Annotated in this window: 20 protein-coding genes; 10 read left to right on the plus strand and 10 right to left on the minus strand. The window is 38.8% G+C overall.

Annotation, left to right across the window (positions count from 1 at the left end):
- Positions 1-457: 457 nt before the first annotated feature.
- From AQPE_RS04045 to AQPE_RS04070, 6 genes are all read right to left on the minus strand, one after another.
- Positions 458-1,378, minus strand: coding sequence for a DUF5777 family beta-barrel protein (locus AQPE_RS04045; protein WP_318349768.1), 921 nt, complete (start codon positions 1,376-1,378; stop codon positions 458-460).
- Positions 1,379-1,402: 24 nt separating this feature from the next.
- Entirely contained in the window at positions 1,403-1,768 is a 366-nt protein-coding gene (locus AQPE_RS04050; RefSeq protein WP_318349769.1) for a hypothetical protein, read from the minus strand.
- An 83-nt stretch (positions 1,769-1,851) separates the two neighbouring features.
- Complete coding sequence (locus tag AQPE_RS04055; RefSeq protein ID WP_318349770.1) at positions 1,852-3,183, minus strand: ammonia-forming cytochrome c nitrite reductase subunit c552; 1,332 nt, start codon at positions 3,181-3,183, stop codon at positions 1,852-1,854.
- Positions 3,184-3,370: 187 nt separating this feature from the next.
- Positions 3,371-4,096 carry a Crp/Fnr family transcriptional regulator gene (locus tag AQPE_RS04060; RefSeq protein WP_318349771.1) on the minus strand — a complete coding sequence of 242 codons (726 nt, stop codon included), beginning with the start codon at positions 4,094-4,096 and terminating at the stop codon, positions 3,371-3,373.
- A 342-nt stretch (positions 4,097-4,438) separates the two neighbouring features.
- Positions 4,439-5,329 (minus strand): diacylglycerol/lipid kinase family protein, encoded by an 891-nt coding sequence (locus tag AQPE_RS04065; RefSeq protein WP_318349772.1) that lies wholly within the window; start codon positions 5,327-5,329, stop codon positions 4,439-4,441.
- Positions 5,330-5,377: 48 nt separating this feature from the next.
- Positions 5,378-7,228 carry an LTA synthase family protein gene (locus AQPE_RS04070; protein WP_318349773.1) on the minus strand — a complete coding sequence of 617 codons (1,851 nt, stop codon included), beginning with the start codon at positions 7,226-7,228 and terminating at the stop codon, positions 5,378-5,380.
- An 888-nt stretch (positions 7,229-8,116) separates the two neighbouring features.
- Between AQPE_RS04070 and AQPE_RS04075 the strand changes: the two genes are divergently transcribed.
- From AQPE_RS04075 to AQPE_RS04110, 8 genes are all read left to right on the plus strand, one after another.
- Positions 8,117-8,782, plus strand: coding sequence for a TorF family putative porin (locus AQPE_RS04075; RefSeq protein WP_318349774.1), 666 nt, complete (start codon positions 8,117-8,119; stop codon positions 8,780-8,782).
- A 28-nt stretch (positions 8,783-8,810) separates the two neighbouring features.
- Positions 8,811-9,167: a P-II family nitrogen regulator gene (locus AQPE_RS04080; protein WP_318349775.1), complete on the plus strand. Its 357-nt coding sequence runs from the start codon at positions 8,811-8,813 to the stop codon at positions 9,165-9,167.
- Between the two features lie 20 nt (positions 9,168-9,187).
- Positions 9,188-10,444, plus strand: a complete 1,257-nt coding sequence (locus tag AQPE_RS04085; protein ID WP_318349776.1) for an ammonium transporter — start codon at positions 9,188-9,190, stop codon at positions 10,442-10,444.
- Between the two features lie 324 nt (positions 10,445-10,768).
- Positions 10,769-10,897, plus strand: a complete 129-nt coding sequence (locus AQPE_RS04090; protein WP_318349777.1) for a hypothetical protein — start codon at positions 10,769-10,771, stop codon at positions 10,895-10,897.
- Positions 10,898-11,319: 422 nt separating this feature from the next.
- A complete protein-coding gene (locus AQPE_RS04095) occupies positions 11,320-11,673 on the plus strand; it encodes a P-II family nitrogen regulator (RefSeq protein WP_318349778.1) in 354 nt (117 codons plus the stop codon).
- Between the two features lie 32 nt (positions 11,674-11,705).
- The gene (locus AQPE_RS04100) at positions 11,706-13,280 is read left to right on the plus strand and encodes an ammonium transporter (RefSeq protein ID WP_318349779.1); all 1,575 of its coding nucleotides are present in this window, start codon (positions 11,706-11,708) and stop codon (positions 13,278-13,280) included.
- A 343-nt stretch (positions 13,281-13,623) separates the two neighbouring features.
- Complete coding sequence (locus AQPE_RS04105) at positions 13,624-13,968, plus strand: P-II family nitrogen regulator (RefSeq protein ID WP_318349780.1); 345 nt, start codon at positions 13,624-13,626, stop codon at positions 13,966-13,968.
- A 42-nt stretch (positions 13,969-14,010) separates the two neighbouring features.
- A complete protein-coding gene (locus tag AQPE_RS04110; protein WP_318349781.1) occupies positions 14,011-15,345 on the plus strand; it encodes an ammonium transporter in 1,335 nt (444 codons plus the stop codon).
- A 118-nt stretch (positions 15,346-15,463) separates the two neighbouring features.
- Here AQPE_RS04110 and AQPE_RS04115 read toward each other — a convergent pair whose 3' ends face one another.
- Entirely contained in the window at positions 15,464-16,513 is a 1,050-nt protein-coding gene (locus AQPE_RS04115; RefSeq protein WP_318349782.1) for a M20 family metallo-hydrolase, read from the minus strand.
- A 287-nt stretch (positions 16,514-16,800) separates the two neighbouring features.
- Between AQPE_RS04115 and AQPE_RS04120 the strand changes: the two genes are divergently transcribed.
- Together AQPE_RS04120 and AQPE_RS04125 are read left to right on the plus strand one after the other, a co-directional pair.
- Positions 16,801-18,129 carry a Gfo/Idh/MocA family protein gene (locus AQPE_RS04120; protein WP_318349783.1) on the plus strand — a complete coding sequence of 443 codons (1,329 nt, stop codon included), beginning with the start codon at positions 16,801-16,803 and terminating at the stop codon, positions 18,127-18,129.
- A gap of 139 nt (positions 18,130-18,268) precedes the next feature.
- Complete coding sequence (locus AQPE_RS04125; RefSeq protein WP_449658186.1) at positions 18,269-19,270, plus strand: IS256 family transposase, variant Zn-binding type; 1,002 nt, start codon at positions 18,269-18,271, stop codon at positions 19,268-19,270.
- Between the two features lie 348 nt (positions 19,271-19,618).
- Here the strand turns inward: AQPE_RS04125 and AQPE_RS04130 are convergent, their stop codons facing one another.
- From AQPE_RS04130 to AQPE_RS04140, 3 genes are all read right to left on the minus strand, one after another.
- Positions 19,619-20,533, minus strand: a complete 915-nt coding sequence (locus AQPE_RS04130; protein WP_318349784.1) for a TonB family protein — start codon at positions 20,531-20,533, stop codon at positions 19,619-19,621.
- Between the two features lie 129 nt (positions 20,534-20,662).
- The gene (locus AQPE_RS04135) at positions 20,663-21,388 is read right to left on the minus strand and encodes a MotA/TolQ/ExbB proton channel family protein (RefSeq protein WP_318349785.1); all 726 of its coding nucleotides are present in this window, start codon (positions 21,386-21,388) and stop codon (positions 20,663-20,665) included.
- Between the two features lie 160 nt (positions 21,389-21,548).
- On the minus strand, positions 21,549-25,757 hold the full coding sequence (locus AQPE_RS04140; protein ID WP_318349786.1) for a translocation/assembly module TamB domain-containing protein: 4,209 nt from the start codon (positions 25,755-25,757) through the stop codon (positions 21,549-21,551).
- Between the last annotated feature and the right edge of the window lie 81 nt (positions 25,758-25,838).

Consider the following 25,838-nt stretch of genomic DNA (forward strand, 5'->3'; position numbering starts at 1 on the left):
ACTCGCCAGAATAGTCATCCTCGTGTGCGTGAGGTTATCTCGCATGGCTCGTTTCATATGCCTATAATTTGCTTCTTATTTGCCATATGGAACTCGCCTTATAAGTCATCCTCTTGTTTGATAGTATTGCTCTCATGGCTCGTTTCATCTGACTATGATTTGTATTTTATTAACCGATGAATAATGCCATACCGAACTTTAACCTCACAAATCCGGAAGTATTCCACATCGCAATTTTCATTTTTTGAGTCAATTTAAAAATTGCTCATTTTTCTAACACAACAACTCTTTCGTGTAACTTCTAAAACTTTATTTCAGCAAAATCTGAAATTAGAAAACCTGAACTCTACCTGAAGACGTTAACTATTTCAGGTAATAGTAAAAAAATGGTAACATCCCTTCCTATAGGATATTACCATTTTATATTTTAATCGCTATTGAAATAAACCGCTTAAGCTTAGTAAGCCCATAGTCTGGTAATAACAAATCCTATTGCGAAACCGGTTTTATCCATCTTGTTTTGATTCCACATGATATTGTCTTGTGGCAATAACGAAGTTGTAGAAGCCATATAAATCTGGAATGCATGAGTTCCGGTAGATACTTCATAACCAAAAGCTAAATTTGGTTTTGGGGCATTGGTCCACTCACGTTGTTCCGAGATATCTTTAATCTTCAATGGCTGATCATAGTTGAAGATGATCGATCCCTGAGGAGAGACTTTAATACGGCCACTGGCGTGAACACCAACTTTGTCATGATCGTAAAGAGTACCAACAGCATTGTAATGAGTAAAACTTACTGCAGCCTGAAGTGAAAACCAATCAGTAAATTTGCGTGCTACAACTAATTGAGAAAAATAACTCAACCGATCATTAAATCGAAAATGATAAAGTGGGCCTGAATAAGCTTCTCTTACCATTCCTGATTCAAATGCACTGACTGCTCTTCCATCAATACCTATATTTCCATATAACATGACAGAAATTGGCATCGAATTTTTACGGGTTTGTTGCAAAACAGTCCATTTGGCATTTACGTCAGTAGTCATGTATCTTTTGGTGATACCAGCTCCAATTTGGAAATTCTTAAATGGCACATAGTTCAAACCAATCCGGATGTTCGATGAGCCATAAATTCCCCAAAGATTTGAGTGACCATTTTCAATAGTCCCGAATTTATGCTGGATAACCATCTCCAAGGTCTTTTTATCTGGAATGACTACAGTTTGTGCATCGATCAGACTACCACTTTCAAAAGTAGCACTTACAGGATAGTCCTTTTCTTTTGCCGCTGGAGCTTCTGTTGTTGCATCTTGCGCATACGTGAAAAGAGAACTAAAAGTAAGAAGTGCTATAAATATGATATTTTTTTTCATTTCACCGAATATTTAATGTTATCACTAATTATTATTAGCTCCTTCTGTTATCCATTGAAGAATCAATGCACCTTCGGCTGCAGATACTGTCGCACCATGAGTTCCTGATGTTGGAATTGTATAGAACTTACTGCTTGAAGGAGATGCTGTATTGACATATTTTGGAACTAGCTGAGCATATGCAACTCCTGCACCCATCATAGGAGATTGAGTACTATGACATAAAATGCATTTTGCTGTTAGAATTGGAAGAACCTGTGTTGAGAAACTAACTGGCTCTCCTCCTGGGTTTACAACAGGAACCTCAACAGGTAATACAAAATCGTATTTACAGCTATTCAGAAACAATGATGAAAAGACTAAAATAAGGAATATACTATACTTTTTCATAATATTCATTTTAAAAGTTTATACAAAAAAAGGCTTCTCTTCCTAAAAAAAGAAGCCTCTTTTATATTCTTTATATTGCCTTATTACAATTTAGCAATTGAGTTTGTCAAAAGAGCTTTGGTATAAGCAAAGTTGTGAATACCCAAACTATAATCTCTTAAGCATAACTGGAAGTTAATAATTGCTCCCATTTGTGCATTTGATAATGTAAGTGTTGGTAAAGTTGCGTTATAAGCTTTTTGCTCTGCAGACCATGTTGCTGGAGGAGTTCCAACATATTTAAAACTGCTTGCATTATATGTCTGAGCAGTTGGATTGGTAATTGGATCGTAAACATTCAAATAACCGTCATAGTTATTAGCAGTAATTCCGTACCATAAGTTCGAAGCTGAATCACCATTTCTATTCAAAATATCTACCCCTCCAATTGTAAGTTTAGCAGCAAGATCACCAAGAAGTTTTTTGATTTCTGCACGTGGATTCACCCAAAGTGTAGTAGATGCAGAAGTAATAGCTGTTGTGTGACAACCTGCAACGTTACAACCGTCAAATTTACCGGCAGCACTGAATGTATGTCCACCTGATCTTCCAACCATTGCTCCCATGTGGCAATCCATACAAGAGGCAGCTTGTGTATGAGCTGAATTGGTGTAAGGTAATGTTCCAGGGAATTCTACTCCACCCATTCCAGCATATACAGCACCAATAGCGCCATAATGAGTATGAGTTCTGTAGCTTGGCTTAATAATATTGGTTTTCCCGGCTGGGTCGCCATCAAATACAACACCAGTTGTAGTTGCCAATGCAACATAGTCTAATACATTCCCGGTTAAAGCATTTGTAAATGGACGTGGTTGGTGGCATTTAACACAAAGATTACTCTTTCCGCCATCAGCTTTAAGATCGATAACCTTAGCACCACCCCACATAGTCATTGGAACAGGAGCAACAGTAGTAAACGCCAAATCAGCAGTTCCATAAGTGGTATGCAAAGCGCTGTGGCAAGTTGAACAACCAATTTCGCCATATGCAGCTGAAGATACAGTAGCATAATTGTTTACATACTTACCAGTTGCTGGATTTAATGTAAATGTTGCTGGAACGTTATTCGCTACAACATATTTAAACGCTTCTTGAGCATGACATGGAGTACAGCCAGTATTGCCCGATTCTTCGAAAGCAGCTTCACCATACTCATGTTTAGAAAATTGGAACTGAGTAGAAATTAAATCAACCTTTGTAGAAGTGTGACAAACTTTACATGTTTGATTGGCATCAGTACCATTGGTGCCATCTTTGCCGTTTGCCCCTGTAGCCCCGGTTAATCCCATAGGACCTTCTTTCACACATGATGGAGCTATACACATGACTACTAACGCAGAAAGCAAAAGCTTGGAAAAATTGTTAAGTTTCATAAAATAAGTATGTTAAGGTTACTATTATTTTCCTCACGTTGCACATTAGGCAAACGTATTTATACTTGGCTAAAGTAGAAACCTAAACTGACTATTTTGAATTCAAACAATTGATCTTTAAAAGACATTGCGCTGATTAAAGGCAAGATATTTATTGACAAATGTCAATTTTAGAGCTCAAAAAAATTCAACCTTTCCTGCTGATCAACTGTAGCGCATCCTCATCAAGAATATGAATATTAGTTCCATCAACCGATATAATTCCTGAAGTTTTAAATTCCTTCAGAATTCGGATGAAGCTTTCCATAGTCATACCAGTCATATCAGCCAATTCCTGCCTCGACAACCGGGTATCAAAAGGATTACAAAGAAATATTTCATTCCGAAGATATAGCAACAAATCGGAAACTCTGCCTGGCATATATTTTTGGGTAATCCCAACCAGATTATTAAGCATCTGTATATTTTGCTTATTATTTAGCTTCAGCAATTCAAAAGCAAATTGGCTATTATTCGACACTAATTCATAAATCTTTTCAGAATCAATGAAACAACAATCTACCTGTGTTACAGCCTGAACTGTAAAATGCCTGATTTCGTCGATAAAGATGCCGCCTCCGGTTAAAATAGAATGCGTTGCAACCAAACGGAGAATTAATTTTTTATCGCCATCACCTTCAGCTATAATTTTAGCAAGGCCACGTTTGATACAAACAACATGACTGGCAGATGTATTTTGCTTTAAGATGGTTTCGCCCGCATTAAAAGTGACATGTCGTTTTTCCTTTACAAGCATTTCCAACTCTTCAGTAGTAAGACAATTGAAAATATTTTCCTCACCATCATCAAAACAACGTGCACAGCAACGATCTTTGCATTTTATACACGCCTCTTCTATCCTTCTTGGCTCCATAACTAATATCTTTTCAGGTAAATAGATGAGATTATAGATTAATTCACAATTCAAATTTAAAGTTGCATAAGATACTCAATCTATTTAAATATTCAAATGACTAGATATTTAGTAAAATGTGCTGTAAAACTAATTTATACGCCAGCTTATCTCAAAACAATTTCTAAAAAAGCTCCGTCGTTGCAAGATCTTTTAGTTTACTAAAGAAACCAAAGACTTAGATTTAAAAATTAGCAAATCCATTATGCTTTTACCTCATTACATAATGAGGTTAGTATAGAGATCTGAAAATATTCGAAAAATTCATTGTTGAAATTTATACGACATGAGATTAGCCTCATCTCATCGGGCACGCCTAACCCAAATTTTTTCTTCGTCAAGCTCTATTTTAGATGGAACCTTCAACCGTCCTGGTTCACCATCAAAATGGTAATATGGCGTATTAGCCAATTCTAGTTCAATTCGTCTGGCCTTATAGCAATCGACAAAAGGCAGTTTTGGAATAAGCTTAGAGAAAAGAGCAACCGCAAAAAATGGCATCCAAAGCTTCACAAATTTTCGGACAACAACGACATCTATTAATCCATCTGTCATACTCGCAGCAGGAGCAATATATGCATTATTTCCAAACTGCGAAGCATTTGCGAAGGTGATCAGGAATACTGATTCTTCAATGACAACACCATCAATTTTCATCCTAACCTGAAGCGGTTTGAAAAAAATACTCTCCTGAATAACCAACTGCACATATTTCAGAAATCCACGAGAAGCGGCTTTGCTCATTTTGTCGGCAATCATCGCATCAAAGCCAATTCCACTGGTACACAAGAAACGCTGATCATTTAGCTTGCAAACATCCAATTGTAAGTTTTCCCCTTTAATCAAAGCCATCGTACTTTTACGAATATCCATTGAAATTCCAAGTTCGCGGGCTAGTCCATTTCCGGAACCCATCGGAATAATTCCCATCGGCGTGCTCGTTCCAATCAGTCCCTGTGCAACTTCATTCACAGTTCCATCACCTCCGACTGCGACAACCAAATCAAAACCACTGACAGAAGCTTTTGCTGCTAGTTCCGTAGCATGTCCGGGATGATTGGTAAAGGTGTGCTCGACTAAATATCCTCTTTTAATTAAATATGGTATCACAATCTCTATCGCTTTCGCACCGTTCTTGTGCCCTGCATATTTATTAATTATCAGGAATATTCGTTCTGTCTTAGTTTGTGTCATTGCTAGTATATCTATTTTACCAATGCGATGAATCGCTTCTCCTACATTTTAACGGCTTATAAAATCATCATGTAACACCTGCATGTATGCTTTTGGCGACAACAAATCGACTGATTTTGCCTTTTCTCCCGGGTCAGGAACAAAACTTCTGGAATTCTGATCGTAATAAAAGCACCCCTGTGGAACAACGTAACCCCATCCGAAATCCAGCGCATAAAACGCATAAGGATGCGAAGTAAAGAAATCTTTTGCAAATCTTGACGAATCAGTCTCCCAGCCCAATTGATGTGCCAATGATGTACCAAAATCAACTTGTTGAGTAATGGTTTCAATCCGACGAACTGAATCAACTACCCCACCCGACCAAATCAGTGGAATACGATATGATGCTGGTTCTGTAATATCGGTCGGTCCGGGAGGTAAAGTACCGTGATCGGCTGTTACTATTAATAAAGTATTGTCCCAAAGTGGCGATTTCCGGAATGAATCGATAAATGCGCCCAAACAACTATCAGTGTATGCGACCGAGTTCAAATACTTTTCTTCAATTGAGCTACCCTTAATCTTTGAAAATGGAACATCAAACGGAGGATGACTGCTAACTGTATAAATCGTTTTCATGAAAGGTTCCTTTTCTGATTTCAGATCTTCCAATGCCCTTTCAAAAACATAACCATCGGGCACACCCCATTTCGACATCCGACCCAATTCTGAAGGAAAATCTGCTTTCGTGGTTATTTTTCCGCAATTACTCTGAAGGACAAAAGTTTTCAGGTTATAAAAATTGATATCGCCCCCGTAATAAAATGATGTATTATAATGATGCCGGTTAAAGTACTCCGGAAGCAATGTCAGACTTCTTGCTTTTTCAGGATATACCATAATAGAAGTACTCAACAATGATGGGTATCCGCCCAAAACAGCAGAGATTCCGCGATCGGAACGATTTCCGGTGGAATAAAAATTGGTAAAAACCGTACTTTTTGTACAAAGCGAATCCAGATTGGGAGCAATTCCATGCAAACCACCCAGCGGTGCAATTACTTTATTTGAGAAACTTTCGAGAATTACCAGAATCACATTGACTTGTTTCTCCGGATTTAGTTTGATCAGCTGGGGTCTCATAACAAGCGTATCGCTTTTCATGAACTGATTAAATAGCTGCTCACTCTCTTCCTTTGTCATATAATCACATGGATTGGAGAGACGTTTTCGTTTTTCGACTGACTTGGCAAAGTTCCATAGGTAATTACTGGCAGCCTGATTGACATACAGCTTAGGGCTGAAAGCTACCGAACTTAGGTTAAGAGGTGAAGTATCGAGACCTCCGCGAATCGGGAGAATTAAGGTCGCAACTACAAATAATAACACGAAAGAAGCATACCAAGAAACTTTGCCTTCGACAGCAACACCTTTAGAAAAGAGTTTTCGGTAGAGAAATATAAATCCACCAACTAAACTACCAGACAGAAGCAAACCTAACAAAACATCGCCTATAGAGATTGAGGCACTCATCGCTACCGGATCATCAATATAATTAAATGCTGTAATATTTACACGAGTGCCCCAATGTGGATACAACCCCAAGTCGAGAACAACTAAAAACGAAGCAACAATCAAAAAAACAAGAGTATATATCCAAAAGAAATGATTTACGAACCTTGAAGACACTAAAGATCGAAGCGACAGCAAAAGGCCAGGGATAACCAGCAAATAGCAAGCTGTTGAAATATCCATTTTTAAGCCATAACCAAAAATTCCAATAATTTCTGAAATAGACAAATGGCTCGTTTGATCAAAATTAAATATCAGGAAAAAAGCTTTGGCCAGCCAGAAGAAAATCATCCAGAATATGAAATATTTGAATAACCGAACAATCTGATTTAGTACAAATGTCATTCTTATTAAAATAATTAGGTATAAAAAGTCTGCAAATATAAAAAACTGCTTCTTATGACTTTACTAACCTTACAATTAAAACAAATAAAAAGCAGGTAAGTAAACTTCAAAAGAGCTAACGTTCTGTTAAACTTCAAATATTCATCGTCATGCTGATTTTTTTTCAGCATCTCATCCATTATCAGCACTTTCCGAAACAAGCCTTCTACGTGAACTCAGTCGAACGTTCGGACTTCCCGTCATATAAGTACTTAACACAATACTAGTTTACTTCCGATCAACTTTTTGCATCCGATTCATGTCAAAATGAGTCATCTGATTTGCATTCGCTAACAAATTGGGAGATTTATTCCTTGAAACAGAAAATATAAAGGATAAATATCCGGCTTCATCATCACTCTTCCCCAGAAACAAACTTCAATAAATACAAAATCAAACAAAATAGTCACTATTTACATTTTATTTTATTTAAGTATGTATTTATATCTTTTTTCTACTTTATAGCCATCTTTACAATCTATTTGAAATTCAATCAAAACAACTTTACTATTTGATAACCAAACTGTTATATATTCAGTTTTAAAAATACAATTTTTAATAAAATTCGAATATAACCCCATTTTTTTAATCATTTTTCCATTTTTTATACACTTTCAACGACAACATACCCTATTTTTTAGGCATTTGTTTGTTAATTTATCTTTAATTAAGACACAGACCCTATTTTTAAACTTTAGATTTTTAAAAATATACATACTTTTGACAAAGGATAAAAACAAAGGGGCAACTCAAAAAAAATATATATACTTTTTTTTAAACACCCCATTTTTTTTCAAAGTTGAATGACATTAAAACATAAATAGAAGTTTAACCCTAAAATCAAGTATCATGAAAAAGAAAATTACCCTTATCGTTTTTACTCTTCTTGCTATTTGCACATTGAATGTAAAAGCACAAGAAGAAGAAAAGGCATCGCCATTTACTGCTGGTGCAGACTTTTACAGCAACTACGTTTGGAGAGGCTCATTATTAGGCACAGGACCTGCTTTCCAACCTTCTGTAAAATACAGTACAGGTGGATTAACTATTGGAGTATGGGGATCATTTGATGCAGCAGGTTATGCTGAAGCAGATCCATATATCTCTTACGCATTTTCAAGCGGTCTTAGCTTAGGTATAACCGATTATTATTATCCAAGAGCTGGCGGATCTTTCACAGCCGATTCGACAAATGCTGTTGAGCTTAATCTGGGATATACAGTCGGGGGTTTAAGTTTAAGTGCGAATTACATCTTAAACGAAGCATCTGTTGCTGCATCGGCAGGTAAAGACAAATACTTTCAGGCTGCATACGCCTTTAAAAACTGCAGCCTTACAGTTGGTGCCGGTGATGGATGGCATACTTCTGATGGAAAATTCAATATATGCAACATTGGCATTGGCACAGGAAAAGTAATCAAAATCACTGATAGCTTTTCGATACCTGTTACCGGGCAAGTTGTATTCAATCCTGAAAAGAACCAGATGTTTATGGTTGTAGGATTCAGTCTATAATTAACGATCAATATTTAAATAAAATATCATGAAGAAAATTGAAGCTATTATACGCAAAACCAAATTCGAAGATGTAAAAGAAGCGCTTACCGAAGCTGGTATTGAATTCTTTTCCTTCTGGGATGTACGTGGAATTGGCCAAACCAGAGAAGGACGTGTTTACAGAGGTGTTGTTTACGACACCAGCACCATTGAGCGTACAATCCTCTCCATTATCGTTCGCGACAAGAATGTTGAAAAAACAGTTCTTGCAATCATGACTTCAGCGAGAACAGGAGAAATTGGCGACGGAAAGATTTTCGTCTCAAAAATCGACGAATCTTACCGCATACGAACCGGGGAATTTGGCGACGATTCATTATTCATTAAAGGAAAAGAAATTTAATCAACTGAAATTATACAATCATGGATGAAGTAACACTCACGTCTTTAGCCAAGTCCGCAGCGGAGATGGCCAGATCAATAGATACAGTTTGGGTACTTGTTACCGCAGCATTAGTATTTTTTATGCAGGCTGGTTTTGCTTTTGTTGAAGCAGGTTTCACCCGATCAAAAAATACAGTAAATATTCTTTATAAAAACCTGATGGATTTTGCTGTTGGTGCAATAATCTTTTGGGCGCTCGGATTCGGATTAATGTTTGGAACCGACATCAGTGGATTCATTGGTACTCCAGACTTGTTTTTCAAGAGTGGATGGAGCGGAGCGATTCCAGGTGAAGCATTTTTGATTTTCCAAACCGTATTTGCAGCAACAGCCGCAACTATTGTTTCCGGAGCAATGGCTGAACGTACCGAATTCAAATCATACCTTATTTACTCTTTTGTAATTTCAGCCGTAATTTATCCAGTATCTGGTCACTGGATCTGGGGCGGAGGATGGTTGTCACAAATGACAACTCCTTTCCACGATTTTGCAGGATCAACAGTTGTTCACATGCTTGGTGGAGTAATTGCATTAACAGGTGCTTTAGCTTTAGGTCCTCGTATTGGTAAATATGATGGCAAAAAGGTCAACGCTATTCCAGGGCATAACATCCCTTACGGAACTCTAGGTGTATTTATCCTTTGGTTAGGATGGTTCGGATTTAATCCCGGATCACAATTAGCCGCTTCAGGTTCTGCAAACGCTGATGCCATTTCTCATATTTTTATTACAACCAACATGGCTGGAGCCGCCGGAGCATTGGCCGGATTAGCAATCAGCTGGCTTCGTTGGGGCAAACCTAGTTTAAGTTTCGCATTGAACGGCGCATTAGCCGGACTGGTTGCTGTTACCGCAGGTTGTGATGCTGTATCAGCCTCAGGAGCAATTGCCATCGGCCTTATCGCAGGAGTCGTATTGGTCTATGCAGTAAGTTATATCGATAATACACTTCGGATTGATGATCCAGTTGGTGCCGTTTCTGTTCATGGAATTTGTGGTGGATTGGGAACAATTATGGTTGGCTTATTCTCTCAAACAGGTGGTTTATTTTACGGCCACGGCGCAGCTTTATTAATTACCCAGATTATTGGAGTAGCAGCAGTAGCCGCCTTCGCTTTCATCGCTGGATTCATCTTATTCAAAGTTCTTAAATCAACTGTTGGATTAAGAGTTCCAAAACGCATCGAAGAAGAAGGTTTGGATATTTACGAACATGGTGAAAGTGCTTATAATTGATATTTTCTTCAACAATTAAGTTTGTTGTTATTCAAAGAAGAGGGGACTGTTGGGGGACAGAACCCTCTTTCTTTTACAAAGAAGCCACACAAAACTAAAATCATGTAGTTTTTCATTTAACCCCATACTTTTACACTACTTTAATGTTATTTTATTATTTATTATCACTTACACCCCATTATATTACAACACAAATGTAATTTATATACTATTTTTACACATGTAATTAATTGTTCGAATAACTATTTTTCAAGCCGAAATATTTTTTTTAGACAAGAAACTAGTTTGAAAACAAACATAGGTTGAACGCTAAAATTAATTATCATGGGAAAGGAAATCAACTTCTTTATTTTTGGAACTTTGGCATTCTGTAATACAAACGCTAAAATCCAGAAATATTTTTCCGGAAGAAAAACCGGAATTTTGAGAAGTAATTTATGGCATGGCAGCTAGTTTTATTTACTCAAAAAAAAATCGGATGAATAACACTCTTTATGTTTTTAACGACACAAAAACACAATGCTGTTATTTATCTTTGAAGAAACACTACACTTCTGTACCCAATACAGAATCTCCACATACTGGAAAAACTTCCATTTTAATCCGAAATATTTAGTTCTAATACTCCCACATTTTCAAATTTGAATTTGAAAGCTGTGTGTTTATTATTGTCTCTGATCAGAATTCAATTGGGTTCAAGCACCTAAATTATTAATCTGGTATGATTTCCGTATTACATTTTCAATATTATGTTTTATAAAAATTCTTGACAATCAATATTTATTAACAAATCAATGTCAAGCATCTGCATACTATTCATAATTACAGAAAATTATTATTAAAAATTACACGAAATAAACATTAAATATCTGATAATGAAAAAGATTGAAGCAATAATTAGAGTTTCAAAGTTCGAAGAAGTCAAAGCAGCTTTGAAAGAGGTAGGTATCGATTTTTTATCCTATTGGGATGCTACAGGTCTTGGCAATGAACTACATAAAGGAGAACGAGTATATCGAGGAACTGTATCCGACACGGAATATATACCCCGAAGAGTACTAAACATAGTTGTTAGAGATATTAACTTGCAAAAAACAATTGATTGCATCTTAAAATCTGCAAGAACTGGAATTGTAGGAGACGGAAAAATTTTCGTTTGGGACATCAATGATTCCTACAGAATCAGAACTGGTGAATCTGGAGATACGTCTCTATTCAACCTTGATTAGGAAGAAAACATTAAAATCTTAAATTCAAAATCATGCATAAAAAATTTATCATATTATCTATAATAAGCTTATTTCTATTGGTACTTCCAACGGTAAGCTTATTTGAATCGAGCTCACTTTACGCGGCAGAAAAAGTAGCTGACCCTACCGGGGCAACCACAGGTACAGCAGACGATGTGGCAGCAGCCACTCCTGGCCAGCCAACCTTAGGTGAAGTTGCAGCGCAGGCAGGTCACAACAAGGTTTCTATCAATATGGTATGGCTATTAATAACCGGCTTTTTAGTCATGTTCATGCAAGCTGGATTTGCCATGGTAGAAGCCGGATTAACCCGCGCCAAGAATGCCGCCCACACCATGTCGATGAACATGATGGTTTACGCTTTAGGTATGATCGGATTCTTCATCAGTGGTTTCGCAATCATGTTTGGGGGTATTGGAGCGTTAGGAACACTTGGAGGCTATGGCGGACTTGCCCATGAATTTACGATAAACTTATTTGGTCATTCGTTTGGTTTGTTTGGAATGAAAGGATTTTTTCTTGCAGGTGGTGAAACTTATGATGTAGCCGTCTTTGGATTATTCCTTTTCCAGATGGTATTTATGGATACGACAGCCACCATACCAACAGGGTCAATGGCCGAACGTTGGAAATTCTCATCCTTCGCAATTTATGGTGTTATTGTAGGCGCCATTATCTATCCAATTTTTGGGAACTGGGTATGGGGCGGTGGCTGGTTAGCTCAGCTCGGAGCTAATTTCGGTTTAGGACATGGAACTGTCGACTTTGCAGGATCAGCAGTAGTGCATATGACTGGTGGAGTCTTGGCCTTTGTGGGTGCAAAAATGATTGGGCCTCGTTTAGGAAAATATAATAAAGACGGTTCACCAAATGCTATTCCTGGACACAATATTCCAATGGCTGTTGTCGGTTGCTTTATCCTTGCATTCGGATGGTTTGGATTCAATCCCGGATCGACGTTGGCTGGAGGCGATTTAAGAATAAGCGTAGTTGCAGTAAATACAATGATTGCTTCTGCAACCGGTGCATTTGCTTCTATGATTTACATGTGGTTTTTCAAAACTAAAAAACCAGATCCATCTATGATGATCAACGGCATGCTGGCCGGATTGGTTGCCATCACTGCTCCATGTGCTTTCATTACTGTACAATCAGCTGCTCTTATCGGGCTTGTTGCAGGTGTTTTAGTTATCGAAGCAGCTTTCTTCATTGAGAAAAAACTTAAAGTTGACGATCCTGTTGGTGCAGTTGCAGTACACGGAGTTAATGGTATGTGGGGAGTTATTGCCTTAGGATTATTTGCCGACGGAACATATGGCGACGGATGGAATGGCGTTGCTGGAACTGTAAAAGGATTATTCTATGGAGATGCCTCTCAATTCGTTGCACAGCTTATTGGGGTAGCCACAAATATCATTTATGTTGGCGTCATTGGCTGGGTTGTGTTTAAATTAATTGATAAAATTGTTGGAAATAGAGTTAGCGCTCAGGATGAACTGGATGGATTGGATGTACCAGAAATGGGAACTGAAGGGTATTCTGGTATGAAAATGGACAAAAATTCTGAAACACCTTTATCTCATTAAGAAAACAATCAAAAGATATTTTCTTCAACAATTAAGTTTGTTGTTATTCAAAGAAGAGGGGACTGTTGGGGGACAGAACCCTCTTTCTTTTTTCATAAATCTGCTTACGCCTTAAAATAATAGGGATAACAAACAAAATAATAAACAATTTCAAATACACACCCCATACAAAATACACTTAATGTTAATTTTTTAGTATTTTATCTACACAATACCCCATTTTTAAATAGATCATTTCTTTTTTATTGATATTTTTGTAAAAACAAAATTAAAATCATGTAATTATTTAAACCCCTTAGGAACTACCCATTCCTGATTTTTAGAAACATAAAATTTAATTGTTATGAAGAAAATTGAAGCCATCGTTAGAAAAACGAAGTTTGAAGAAGTACGCGCAGCTCTTCATGAAGCTGATATTGACTTTCTATCCTGGTGGGAAGTTAAAGGACAGGGCACTGCACGTCAAGGACTTATCTTTAGAGGAATTGCCTATGACGTAAATTCAGTAGCACGAATTTATATCACCTTTGTTGTACGTGACCAAAATCTCGAAAAATCGATCAACGCAATTCTCGAATCAGCCTATACAGGAGAAAGTGGCGATGGACGGATTTTCGTTAGTGACATCAATGAATCGATTCGAATTCGCACCAAAGATCGTGGTGACGAATCGCTATACAACAAATAACCCCCTCATCCCGAAAAGCAAATGAAATTTAAACATATCGGATTGGCACTACTGTCAGTAGTTGCTCCCAACATACTTTTTTCGCAGGAAATTACGGCAACTACATTGCCGGCACCAGTTCCATACATCGATTTTGGAAATACCGCATGGATGATTATGGCTACCGCCCTGGTTATGCTGATGACAATCCCCGGACTTGCCTTATTTTACGGCGGCCTGGTTCGTCAGAAAAACGTTCTTAACATTTTAATGCAGTGTTTTATTCTAACTGCGGTTATTACTCTGGAATGGGTGTTTTTTGGATACAGCCTTTCTTTTAGTTCGTCAACAGGAGTACTTGCTCCTTTCATTGGAGGTTTCGACTGGGCATTTTTGAATGGAATTGGAATTAATGATGTGAGTCCATATTACATTTCACAAGCTACAGCGCGCATTCCACACCTTTTGTTTGTAATGTTCCAATGCATGTTCGCGGTAATTACACCAGCTCTTATTATTGGAGCATATGCCGAACGCATCAAATTTAAAGGATTCCTGATTTTCTCGGTACTCTGGTCAATTTTCGTTTATAATCCGGTTGCACATTGGGTTTGGTCAGCCGATGGTTGGTTATTAAAAATGGGGGCGCTCGATTTCGCCGGAGGAACAGTAGTTCATATCAATGCTGGTATTGCCGCCCTCGTTATGACACTCATGATTGGTTCGAGAAGAAATTACAATAACCATCCAACCGCTCCCCATAACATTCCTCTGGTAGTTATTGGTGCCGCTTTACTTTGGTTCGGCTGGTTTGGTTTTAACGCCGGAAGTGGATTGGCCGCCGATGGATTAGCCATCAGCGCATTCCTTTCAACCCACGTTGCAACCGCTACCGCAGCATTTACATGGGTACTTTTAGATTGGACAATCAACGGGAAACCGACAGTAATTGGCATTTGTACTGGCGCTGTTGCCGGACTGGTAGCCATTACACCCGCCGCCGGATTTGTTGGAGTACTGGGCGCTGTAGTAATAGGTGTTATTGTTGCCCTGGTTTGTTTCTTTATGGTATCGGTTGTGAAACACAAATTTGGCTACGATGATTCACTCGATGCTTTTGGAGTTCATGGAATTGGTGGTATTCTTGGTGCGCTTTTAACCGGATTCCTGGCGACTCCAGCCATCCAATCCTCATACAGCGGTTTGTTTTACGGAAATCCAAAACAACTCTGGATTCAACTGGTTGCTACAGTTACAACGATGGTATTTTCAGGAGTGATGACTTTTATCCTCTTTAAAATTGTTGACAAAACGGTTGGTATTCGTGCATCTCAAAAAGAAGAAATTGCAGGTCTCGACATTACCCAACACAACGAAATGGCATTAGCCGAAGATTAATTTCAGTGGGTTTATCGATACGATTTCGTAAAGTTTAGTTCGATTATATAGTTCTCGCTTCAGAAGATTTTCTGAAGCACTCAGTGAGAGACCTGTTGGGGGACAGGTCTCTCTTCTTTTATCTCAATTGAAGATTTGTTAATAAATCGACGTAAATCTTAAAACCTTCTTCCATCTCAGAAATGAGGATATACTCATCGGCAGTATGCGAGCGGGCACTATCTCCCGGCCCAATTTTCACTGATGGAAATGGAATTACGGCCTGATCGGAAGTAGTTGGTGAACCATAATAGCTTAGCCCCAAACTTATTCCTCGCTGAACAATCGGATGTGCAACAGGAATTCCTGAAGAGTTTAGCCTGAACGATCGTGGTACGACATCCGCATCAACGAGCTCTGTTATTATATCACATGCTTTCTGGTTCGAATAAAACTCATTCGTGCGCACATCAACTGTAAACGAACACAGATCTGGAACCACATTATGCTGACTTCCAGAATTCAGGATTGTTACTGTCATTTTTACTGCTCCCAGAATATCCGAAACTTTTTCGAATTTATAATTCCGTATTTTTTCAATATCGGCAATGGCCTTATAAATCGCATTTTCGCCTTCTTCGCGTGCGGCGTGCCCTGACTTTCCATGAGCAGTACAATCCAACACCATCAGTCCTTTTTCAGCAATAGCCATTTGCATCTTGGTTGGTTCGCCAACGATGGCCAAATCCAACGTACCCAACTCGCCCAAGATACTTTCCAATCCGTTCGTTCCCGATATTTCTTCTTCGGCGGTAGCAGCATAAATTAAATTAAACGGAAGATTTTCCATCGAATTGAAATACATAAAAACAGCCAAAAGCGTAACCAAAGGGCCGCCGGCATCGTTACTTCCAAGTCCATATAAAATTCCATTCTCGACATCCGGAGAAAAAGGATTACGGGTGTAACCGCTTGCCGGCTTAACGGTATCGATATGCGAATTGAGTAGAACAACTGGAAGCCCCTCTTTCCAAAACTGATTCCTAACCCAGGTATTATTTACCTTCGAATCGAATCTCACCTTCGATTCAGTAAAAAAATTACGAATTATTTGGGCGGCATCTTGTTCATTCCGGCTAAGAGATGAAACTGAAATTAATGATTTGAGCAGATTTATGTATTTATCCATAGATTGAGTCGTTTCTGTGCTTCACAAAAGTCAAAAAAAAAAGTATGTATTCAGTAAAAATTAAAGAAAAACAATGTTTTTTAATCCGATTGTAATTCTTCATAAAAACTGTCGTTATAACTATTTGTTCACACCGTAAAGAAATGATTTCACGCTTAAAGAATATAAAAGCACATTAATCTCAAAGAAAGTGGTGTTTGGCGATTATTCGTTTTGATAAAAAAAGTCAAATCGGTATTTTTACCATCACAAACCTTTACATCAACTAAAACATTCAATTTATTCACATGGAGAATCAATTTAAAAAAGGCGTCACAAGACGTCATTTCCTTGGTACTGCCGCCATTGGCGTTGCAGGTGTAGCAATGTTCTCGTCGTTGGCTGCATGTAAACAAAAAACAACAGAGAATCCATTGAAGCTCGGATTTATTGGCATGGGGCGTCAATCCATGTTCTTGCTGAGCGGATTTATTTCAATCCCGGGCATTCGGGTTGTTGCAGGCTGCGATGTATATGGCGTAAAACGCAAGCGTTTTGAAAAACGGGTAAACAACTTCTATACAAAAGCTAAAATACAAGTTGAAGTTGCCACTTACGAAAAATTCGAGGATTTATTGGCACGTAAGGATATCGATGCCGTGGTGATTGCTGTCCCTGATCATTCTCATGCCCGCATTGCCATTGCAGCATGTAAAGCAGGCAAAGATGTGTACCTCGAAAAACCGATGACTTTCACTATTAAAGAAGGCCAGGAATTACGCCGCGTAGTTCGCGAAACGAACCGAATACTTGCTATTGGCAGCCAACAACGTTCTGACCCGAATTTCCAACACGCCGTAAAATTGGTACAATCGGGCGCTCTTGGTCAAATCGAGAAAGTGAATGCTTATGTTGGTGCTCCACCACGGCCATTCGATCTTGCAGTTGAAACTGTGCCAGCCGATCTGAATTGGGACCTCTGGCAGGGATCGCTTCCAAGTCCAGTTCCATATAACAAAGAATTAGATCCACCTATTACTGTTGATCCGGACAAGGACGAAGAATACTGGGGCGCATGGCGCTGGTATAAAGGAATGGGAGGCGGTTTCACGACTGACTGGGGCGCTCATATGTTCGACATTGCCCAATGGGGTCTTGGAATGGACAAAAACGGTCCGGTTGAAGCTTCTCCTATCGGCGACGGCACTCAATACATGGAATTCAAATATGCCAATGGCGTTGTTATGACTTCGGAACCATTTGATGAAGCAAATACAAAAGGGGTAAAATTCACGGGAAAAGATGGATGGATTGAAGTGTCACGCGAGCATTTCAAAGCTTCTGACGACAAATTCCTGCCTCCACCTGCAAAAAAAGAAGAGGCCAACGTTCCATACGAAACCAAGATTCCGCACCAGGTTAATTTTATTGAAGCCGTTCGCGAACGCAAAGATCCGGTTGTTCCTGTTGAAATTGGACACAGCAGTTGTACCGTTTGTAATCTGGGAAACATTGCCTGTGAACTGAAACGTACAGTTAAATGGGATCCAATAAAAGAAGTATTTATTGACGATACCGATGGGGCAGCTACCAAACTCATGCATTACGAATACCGCGCTGGCTATACTTTGGTGTAGTAGCTAAAGTGATTTCTTCAAAATATAAAGCAAGCATTTCGGGTAAAACCGGGGTGCTTGCTTTTTTTGGCATATTAGTCAAAAATAGTTGGTAAAAAGCTTTGTAAAGCACACCAATATTGATAATACAGAAAGTTTGATGAACTTGGTTTCATCAAACTTTTTATGTTTATGGAAAAATCAAAAAAAACGCTGTTGGGCCTGTGGATATACAGATGTTATTCGATGGGGAAAACAAGGGGGTAAGCAACGATTCAAATGTAAACGATGCGGAATTTTTCTAACTGAAAATCGTCCAGAACAGAGAATTCAAAACAGGTTTGTATGGTTCAGAAAGTGGATATTGGAACGTCAGACTTATCAAATTTTAAGCAGGGACAGCAGCCTATCGCAAGCTACACTTCAACGGACATTTTACCATTTTTTAGAACAAGCGCCATTGGTCAAAATAATCAAGCGAGAGCGTGTTCATTTACGGATAGATGCCACGTATTTTGCGCAGTTTTGTTTGGTTTGTTATCAAGACGATTTTGATGGCTACACCCAGCTGCATCGCTTTACTGACGGTGAACGCTATGAGGAAATCAAAGAGGATCTGGCTAACTTGCTCAAACTTGGGATTCAGATCGAAAGCATTACCACCGACGGTCATAAAAGTATCTTAAAAGCGATAAAAAGGTCAGTTCCAGAAGCTATCGTCCAACGCTGTCTGGTTCATATCCAGCGCATGTGCCTGCTGTGGCTAACACAGTATCCCAAACATCAGGCCGGACAGGAACTACGCAAACTGGTGCTATTTATCCTTCGAATTAAATCAGAAAATGACCGGATTTACTGGACAAGAGAGTTTCTAAAATGGCATGAAACACACAAAGATTACTTGAATGAAAAAACATACAACACAGAAACCGGAAGATATTGGTACACACATAAACTGCTTCGCCGCTCTTATATAACCATCAAACGGGCTTTGCCAAACATGTTTCATTACCTATCAAACCCAGATATACCCAAGACTACAAACGGGATAGAAGGATACTTCAGTCATCTTAAAAACCACCTGGATATCCATCGTGGGTTGACGGTAAAACACCGAATAAACTTCATCAAGTGGTACATTTATTTTGCTAACGCAAAATGAGTTTTTTTAAGCCATTGTGGGCATACCAGTAATAACAGAAAAAGGGCAGCTTGTTGGACTACCCTTGTATTACTGTTTATGCGTTAACCTTATTGCTGGCAGGTTGATCTCCATCAGAGCCTGCTTCCTCTTCGGATTAACTGCGTGGAGCTTACTAATTATTTTCCAAAAAATCACAACTATTTTTGACCACATTGCCCTTTTTTTTGTTTCACCACATAGAACACATAGAAACCCAAACTTTTTTGCCATGCAAGTCTACCGCAGAATGAGATCAAACAGACAAACACAGAATATTAAATTCTTTGTGCTCTCATGTTCCGAGGTTGTATAATAAAATTTGAAGCTTTAATCCAACACAAAGCGGTAAGTAATTGTGCCGGTTTGATATGCAGGAGCATTGTTATCGACGTTAAATTTGGCCTGAAGCGCAGCCTTCTTGGCAGCAGAAATCAATTCAGGATCGGCAGTATTCGATCCTCTAACACCAGCTTCGGCCTTTGTTACCTGACCCGATTTATTAACAGTTACCTGTACAACAACCACACCTTCTTCGTTACCCGGATAACGAGGTTTAGGCAACGACTGCGAGGTACGCCCGTCTAAACTAAAAGAAACTCCATTGCCAATTCCACCGCCCGGGCCATACCGTTCAGCATTAGCCGATCCCTGAGGGACACCCTGATTCCCGGTACCATAAGTTATACCCTGACTGGTACTTTTCGAGTCGGGACTACCCTTTCCACCTCCACCAAATACATTCTTTGCCCGACTGTTAATTTCGCCAATCTTACGTTGTTCGGCTGCGGCTTGTGCCAAACGCTGCTGTTCCTCCCTTTGCTGACGGAGCTGCTCGGCCTTTTGCAACCTTTCCTCTTCGGCCAGCCGTTGTTTTTCAGGATCAATCACCTTTTCAACAACCTTTTTCTTAGGTGTTTTAACTGCGACCGTTTTCTCCACATCCTGCGTAACTATCGGGTCATCATCCGCAGCAGAAACCTTTTTTGCCGGAGGTGATGGTAAGACAATCTTTTCAGAAGCTGATTCGATTGGTTTTACGGAGGGTTCGCGCTCGCCAGGCGCCGGTTCTTCAAGGCCAAGACCAGTCTCTGAATCGCCAAAATTAACCAGAATACCTTCTTCAAAAGGAGGCGTGGCTGGTTTGGTAATGAGAATTCCAAAATACAATAAAAAGATCAGTATCACACCATGAGTTACCAGTGTTCCAATCAATCCTGTTCTATGTTCCGAAATGTATTTCATGAAAAACAACTGTATAAATGTATTGGAATACGATGCATTCTCATCCCATAAGTGTCCTTCTTTTTATTCTGATCCCATCGGCAGATCCGTTGCATTTTTGTATAATGAATGCACAAATTACTTGTTTACTTATACTTTTAACGATGAGTATTCTGGCTGTTCATTCAGCATATCCATAAACTCAATGGTAACAGACTTTATGTTGGATATTGCACCTTTAACACTAGCTACCAAAATATTGTAAGCCAGATAAGCAATGAGCCCAACAACAAAGCCGGCAACTGTTGTTACCAATGTTTGATACACATTTTGTGTAATCATAGTCAGATCAACTGTATTTCCTGAACTTGCCATTTCATAAAAGGCTTGAATAATTCCAACAATGGTTCCTAAAATCCCAATCATTGGGGCTGCCCCCACGACAGTAGCCAATATTGGAAGTCGTCTTTCCAATCTGGAAATTTCATGATTGCCAACATTTTCAATAGCCGTTGTTACATCGGCCAGCGATCGTCCAATTCTGGAAATACCTTTTTCAATCATCCGTGATGTTGGAGTATTCTCTTTGCGACACAAATGAAATGCGGAATCAATTTTTCCATCCAGAATATGTTTCCGAAGATTCTTCATCAGCTTTGAGTTAACCCTTCCAGCCCTATAAATAACGATGTAACGTTCGAAAAAAATGAAAATGGCCACCAAGGTCAAAACCAGTAATGGTATCATTACGAGACCGCTTTTAAATGCAGTTTGGATCAGTTCTTTCATCAATCCATCGTGCCGAACAGCGGTTGTGATGGGTTTTGATGCTTCAGCTAAATTAGTGCCAACCTGTAATAAAATTAAATTTAACATATGCATTTTGTTTAAACCTAACTGAATAAAAACGAAGGTTTCTATTCAATTAGTATGTCCTGCAAAAATACAATTTATTTGAATATAATTTTCCACCCTATCACAGAGCCACTAAAAACTTAACAATCAATTCAATACTTAATATAACTCAAAAAGATGATTATTTCGTTTTAGCGCCAACAGGTCTTGAATTCTTCTTTTTGAAGATACTTTTCATTTTTTGCCAAAGTTCTTTGAAGTTATTAAAATCTTCACGATACGATAAACCGACTCCCTGAGTATAGGGAGAAGTTTCATAAATCAGATTATTATTGGCGTGATTGTATGCCTTCAACTGAAGTTTACCATTATTGGTGAGTTTAACATTAACGTCGGCATCACCAACAAGACCATTGCTATTTGCGCTGGTTCGTTGCGACGAATTGTTGCCAATGTTTCCATTGATCGAGACCCGATCGTTAAACATCTGAGTGCTCAATGCCAATTCAATTTCATCGTTGGTTATTTGGTTTCCGGGGCGGTAATTCACACCAACATCAAAATCGTTGCTGATCTTCGACAACCAGTTGCTTAGCTGGTTAGAGAATAATTCGCTGGCAGTTGAGCCGACGACGTTGTTATTTGCTCCGGCGTATGATCCCCGAAGGTATTCAGGAGTATAAAATTTACCAAGTACCAACAGAGACAAGATCTGTTTATTCATGTCTTCTTCGGAACTAATATACTGATTCACATCATCCCTGGTACGGTCATCCGTGGAAGGCAACTCAATATCAAATTTGATTGCTGGATTACTAAGATTTTGAGTAAGGTTTATTTTACACAATACCGGAATTCGTTGGTTGTAATTGGCATTTATGTCTGTTCCGTTACTGGCAAAAAGATCACTCAATGATGCCTTTAAACGATAAATTGCATTCAAATTTACAGTAGCCACCTCCGGATCGCCATTCCATTCAATAGTTCCTCCCTGCTGAATCTCGAATTTTTTGTTGATCACATTTTGTAGTGTAAATAGATAATCACCCTGCTCAACGGTATAGGTGCCAAAAAGCGAAATATTGTAATCATTATCAATTGAAACCTGCAAATTACCAGTACCCTGTGAACGAATCACATCGCCGATTTTTGAGTTGTAAATCAATTGAGCTTTTGCTTCAGGAGTTACCTCAACATCTAATTTTATCTGCACATCCGAATTACTTACCGGAGCTATATACAAAGGGATCTTTGGCTGATACCCGTGAGTTACAAAATTTAAAAAATCATATTGTTGTGCATCTCCTTCATACTCGAGCGAAATATTCATCTCAGTTCCTTTTTCGGTACGCGCCGCTCCATTAATCAGAACTTGTGCACCTTTACCCGTAATACGTACAATTCCACTACCAAATAATTTTCCATAGAACTGCTCGTTGATTTGAGGAGTTGTATTGATAGCCAGAATCTTATTCGTTTTGATCGTCATGTCATAGATCATCTTCGAAAAAGTCTGATGTTGTATTGATCCGGAAAAAACACCCGAATTTCCATAGTCATCTTGAATCTTAATGTCAGGGAAAATGATTTTATCTCCTGAAAATCTAACCGAATCATTTAGGTTGTAGTTGGCCTGCAAGTCGGAAAGCATCAGTCCGGCATTGGCAGCAAACAAAGCGCCATCGTGCTGAATATGCCCGGAAGGCCCGTGAATCCAAACCTTTCCGGTTGCATCGCCATGGAAATTGGCAAAACTGCTACCCATTAAAGGTTGCAAAATCAACAATGAGAAATGATCGAAATTGGTATATACCGATAGACTATCTTTTCCCGGATTATAAATACCGAATGCGTGCAATAAATTTTGCTCCTTCGATTTCACGAGTAAATCAACATCAATTTCCTGAGCATCCCTATCCCACCGGCTTTGAATATTTGCATCTCCAATTGGCTGACCAAGCAGGCTCAGATTACCTACCTTCAAATCAGAAAGAAATAAAGCCTTTTGGTAAATATCAAACAGCGAAAGAGTTCCATCCAGCTCTCCTTTAAGTTCAAGATCTTCACCCGTTAACCGATCCAACGAACGGAGATCGATTTGATTGAAAATAAGGTTAAGTTTGTCGCTTTGGTTCTTGTTGATCGAACCATCGGCAGTTACAGACTGACCTTTGCTCGAAAGGCGAAGTTTGTTTATTTTAATAAGCGTTGAATCAACAGTGATAAGTGCCGAATTAATTTGCCAAAGACTGTCGGCCAAATACAGTCGCGTAGGTTTAACCGAAATTTCAACATGCGGCCTGTTCTTTTGGGCGAAAAATTTTGTACTCGTATTTATTGAGCCGCTGTACGAAACGTCGTCAAAGTTATTCCATGCCAGTTTCGAATCCATTACATCATCTTCAGCTTCGGAAATGAGCGAAAGATTATGGACCTTAAACTGCTCGCCCAAGTCAAATTCTTCCACTTTATTACGCATATAAAGTTTCGAATCGCCAGTTAGGTTGACGGTAAATTTTCGCAATACAGCCGTTTGATATTTAATTTCCGGAAATGAAGCATTCACCGTTAGGGTGTTTTTCTCTGAATTGATACTTCCTTCTATTTCACCTGTCTCCATCTTCAACTCAGGAAGTAAAACCCGAGTAAAGCGGTTGATATCTTTCAAATTAAACCTAAAATCAAAATTATTCGTAGTCGGTTGATCGGGATATTTTAATCCTGAAGAGGGCAGGTAATTCGTAATAATTTTCAGAACTGAATTGTGCAGATTATGCAATTGGTATTGCCCCCTAATGTCGGCATCCAGAAAATCGGATCGTACTTGCAAAACGGGCTCATTCTCATTAAACGTCTTCAAATCAAAATTATCGAACGACAACAAACCGTTTTCATTTTGATAGACTCCCTCCTTAAAATGAATCGATCCGGCCAGGTTATCGATATTGTTACCTGTGAAGTTGGCATTCATGGCAAACGAAACGGCTGACTGTTTAAACCCGCTGACCAGCTTCAATGCCTTCAGATTTGCTTTTTCGACCAACATATTAAAATTAAAAACCGGAACAGGAACGTTCAGATCAAACTCCCCGTCAAAATGAAATTTCAGATTGGGATCGTCAGCCACCAAACTACCATTGAAGCGTTTATTCAGGATATCGCCAGCTAACTCAATATTTTTGTACTGGTAATCATTCAGCATCAAACTGTCGATCCGACCCGAAACGGAAGCGCTAAAATCATGCGTTTTCTGGTTCAGTAATCCTTTCACATCACCATTAAATGTAATGTGGTCGAGAATATCAGACTGAACCAATTCTCCGAGTTGAAAATTCACTGTTTTCAACTTTCCGTTCATTTTTAACTTTTCTCCTGCTGAAGGGACAAAAGAGATGTCGGTAGTTAAAACGCCCCATTTCGATTTGAATGTTCCATATGCAACAAAATCGCTGAGGAATCCGGTAAAGTTTCCATTGTATTCAATAACGCCAGCCCGAATAAGCTGAGATGGTAACTTTAATTGCGTGAGCGGAAAATCATCGGGAAGCTTCACCTGACTCAGTTCGTTCAAGTCAGCAAACGACTGTTTAAGATCGATGTGCATGTACGTATTTTCAATATCAGGCAATCCACTCAGTCGGATATCAAAAGCCAAACGAGTATTTTCCCTGATACTCAACTCGATGTTCTTACCTTTCAGATCGGCCAAATTTCCGGAAGCTTGCCCCGAAACTTCAATATTTTCGTCCATTCCCTTCAGCGAAGGAACTAAAAGGCCAACATCCTTCAGACTAACCACCGACCTTTTCAGGTCGAGATTAACTTTTAGTTTCTTAAAATCGAGTCCGGATCCTATCTTACTTTTATCGACATACAGGTTTGCCTCTGTAATTTCAGAATGTGGTGTCTTCGCATGAAGTTGCGTTATTATTAAAGAATCGGGAGTGGACAGAAAATTGGCTGAGAAATCTTCGAGCTTAAATTCTTTTTGATCGTTAAGCTCAAATTTATTGATTCTAAAACCAATATTTTCAGCCAAAACCTTTATTCCAGAAACCGCAAAAGAAATATCATCCAGAAAAATCTTATGTGCCCCAGCGCTATCCGCATATGCATAATTTATTTTGGCATCATTAAAATCAAATTTATTTACGACAAAATCATAGCTGGTATTCAGGCTATCGGTCTTTACGGTGTCCTTCTGTCCAAATAAATCCAACAGAAATTGATAATTCGGGTCTCCTGTCGAATCCGTATTAACGTTCAGGTATGTTTGATCAAGTTTGAGCTGATCAATACTTACATAACGTTTTTTGATACTGAAAGAATCGATACTGGCAACTAGTTCATGAACAAATAAAAGTGAATCGTGTTTTTGATCTTCAACCAAGACATCTTTGAGTTTAACTTCATCAAAAAAAGTAATGGAAACTCCTTGAATAGTGATGTTTGTATTTAATTCAGCAGATAG

The organism is Aquipluma nitroreducens, assembly GCF_009689585.1.
Classification (GTDB): domain Bacteria; phylum Bacteroidota; class Bacteroidia; order Bacteroidales; family Prolixibacteraceae; genus Aquipluma; species Aquipluma nitroreducens.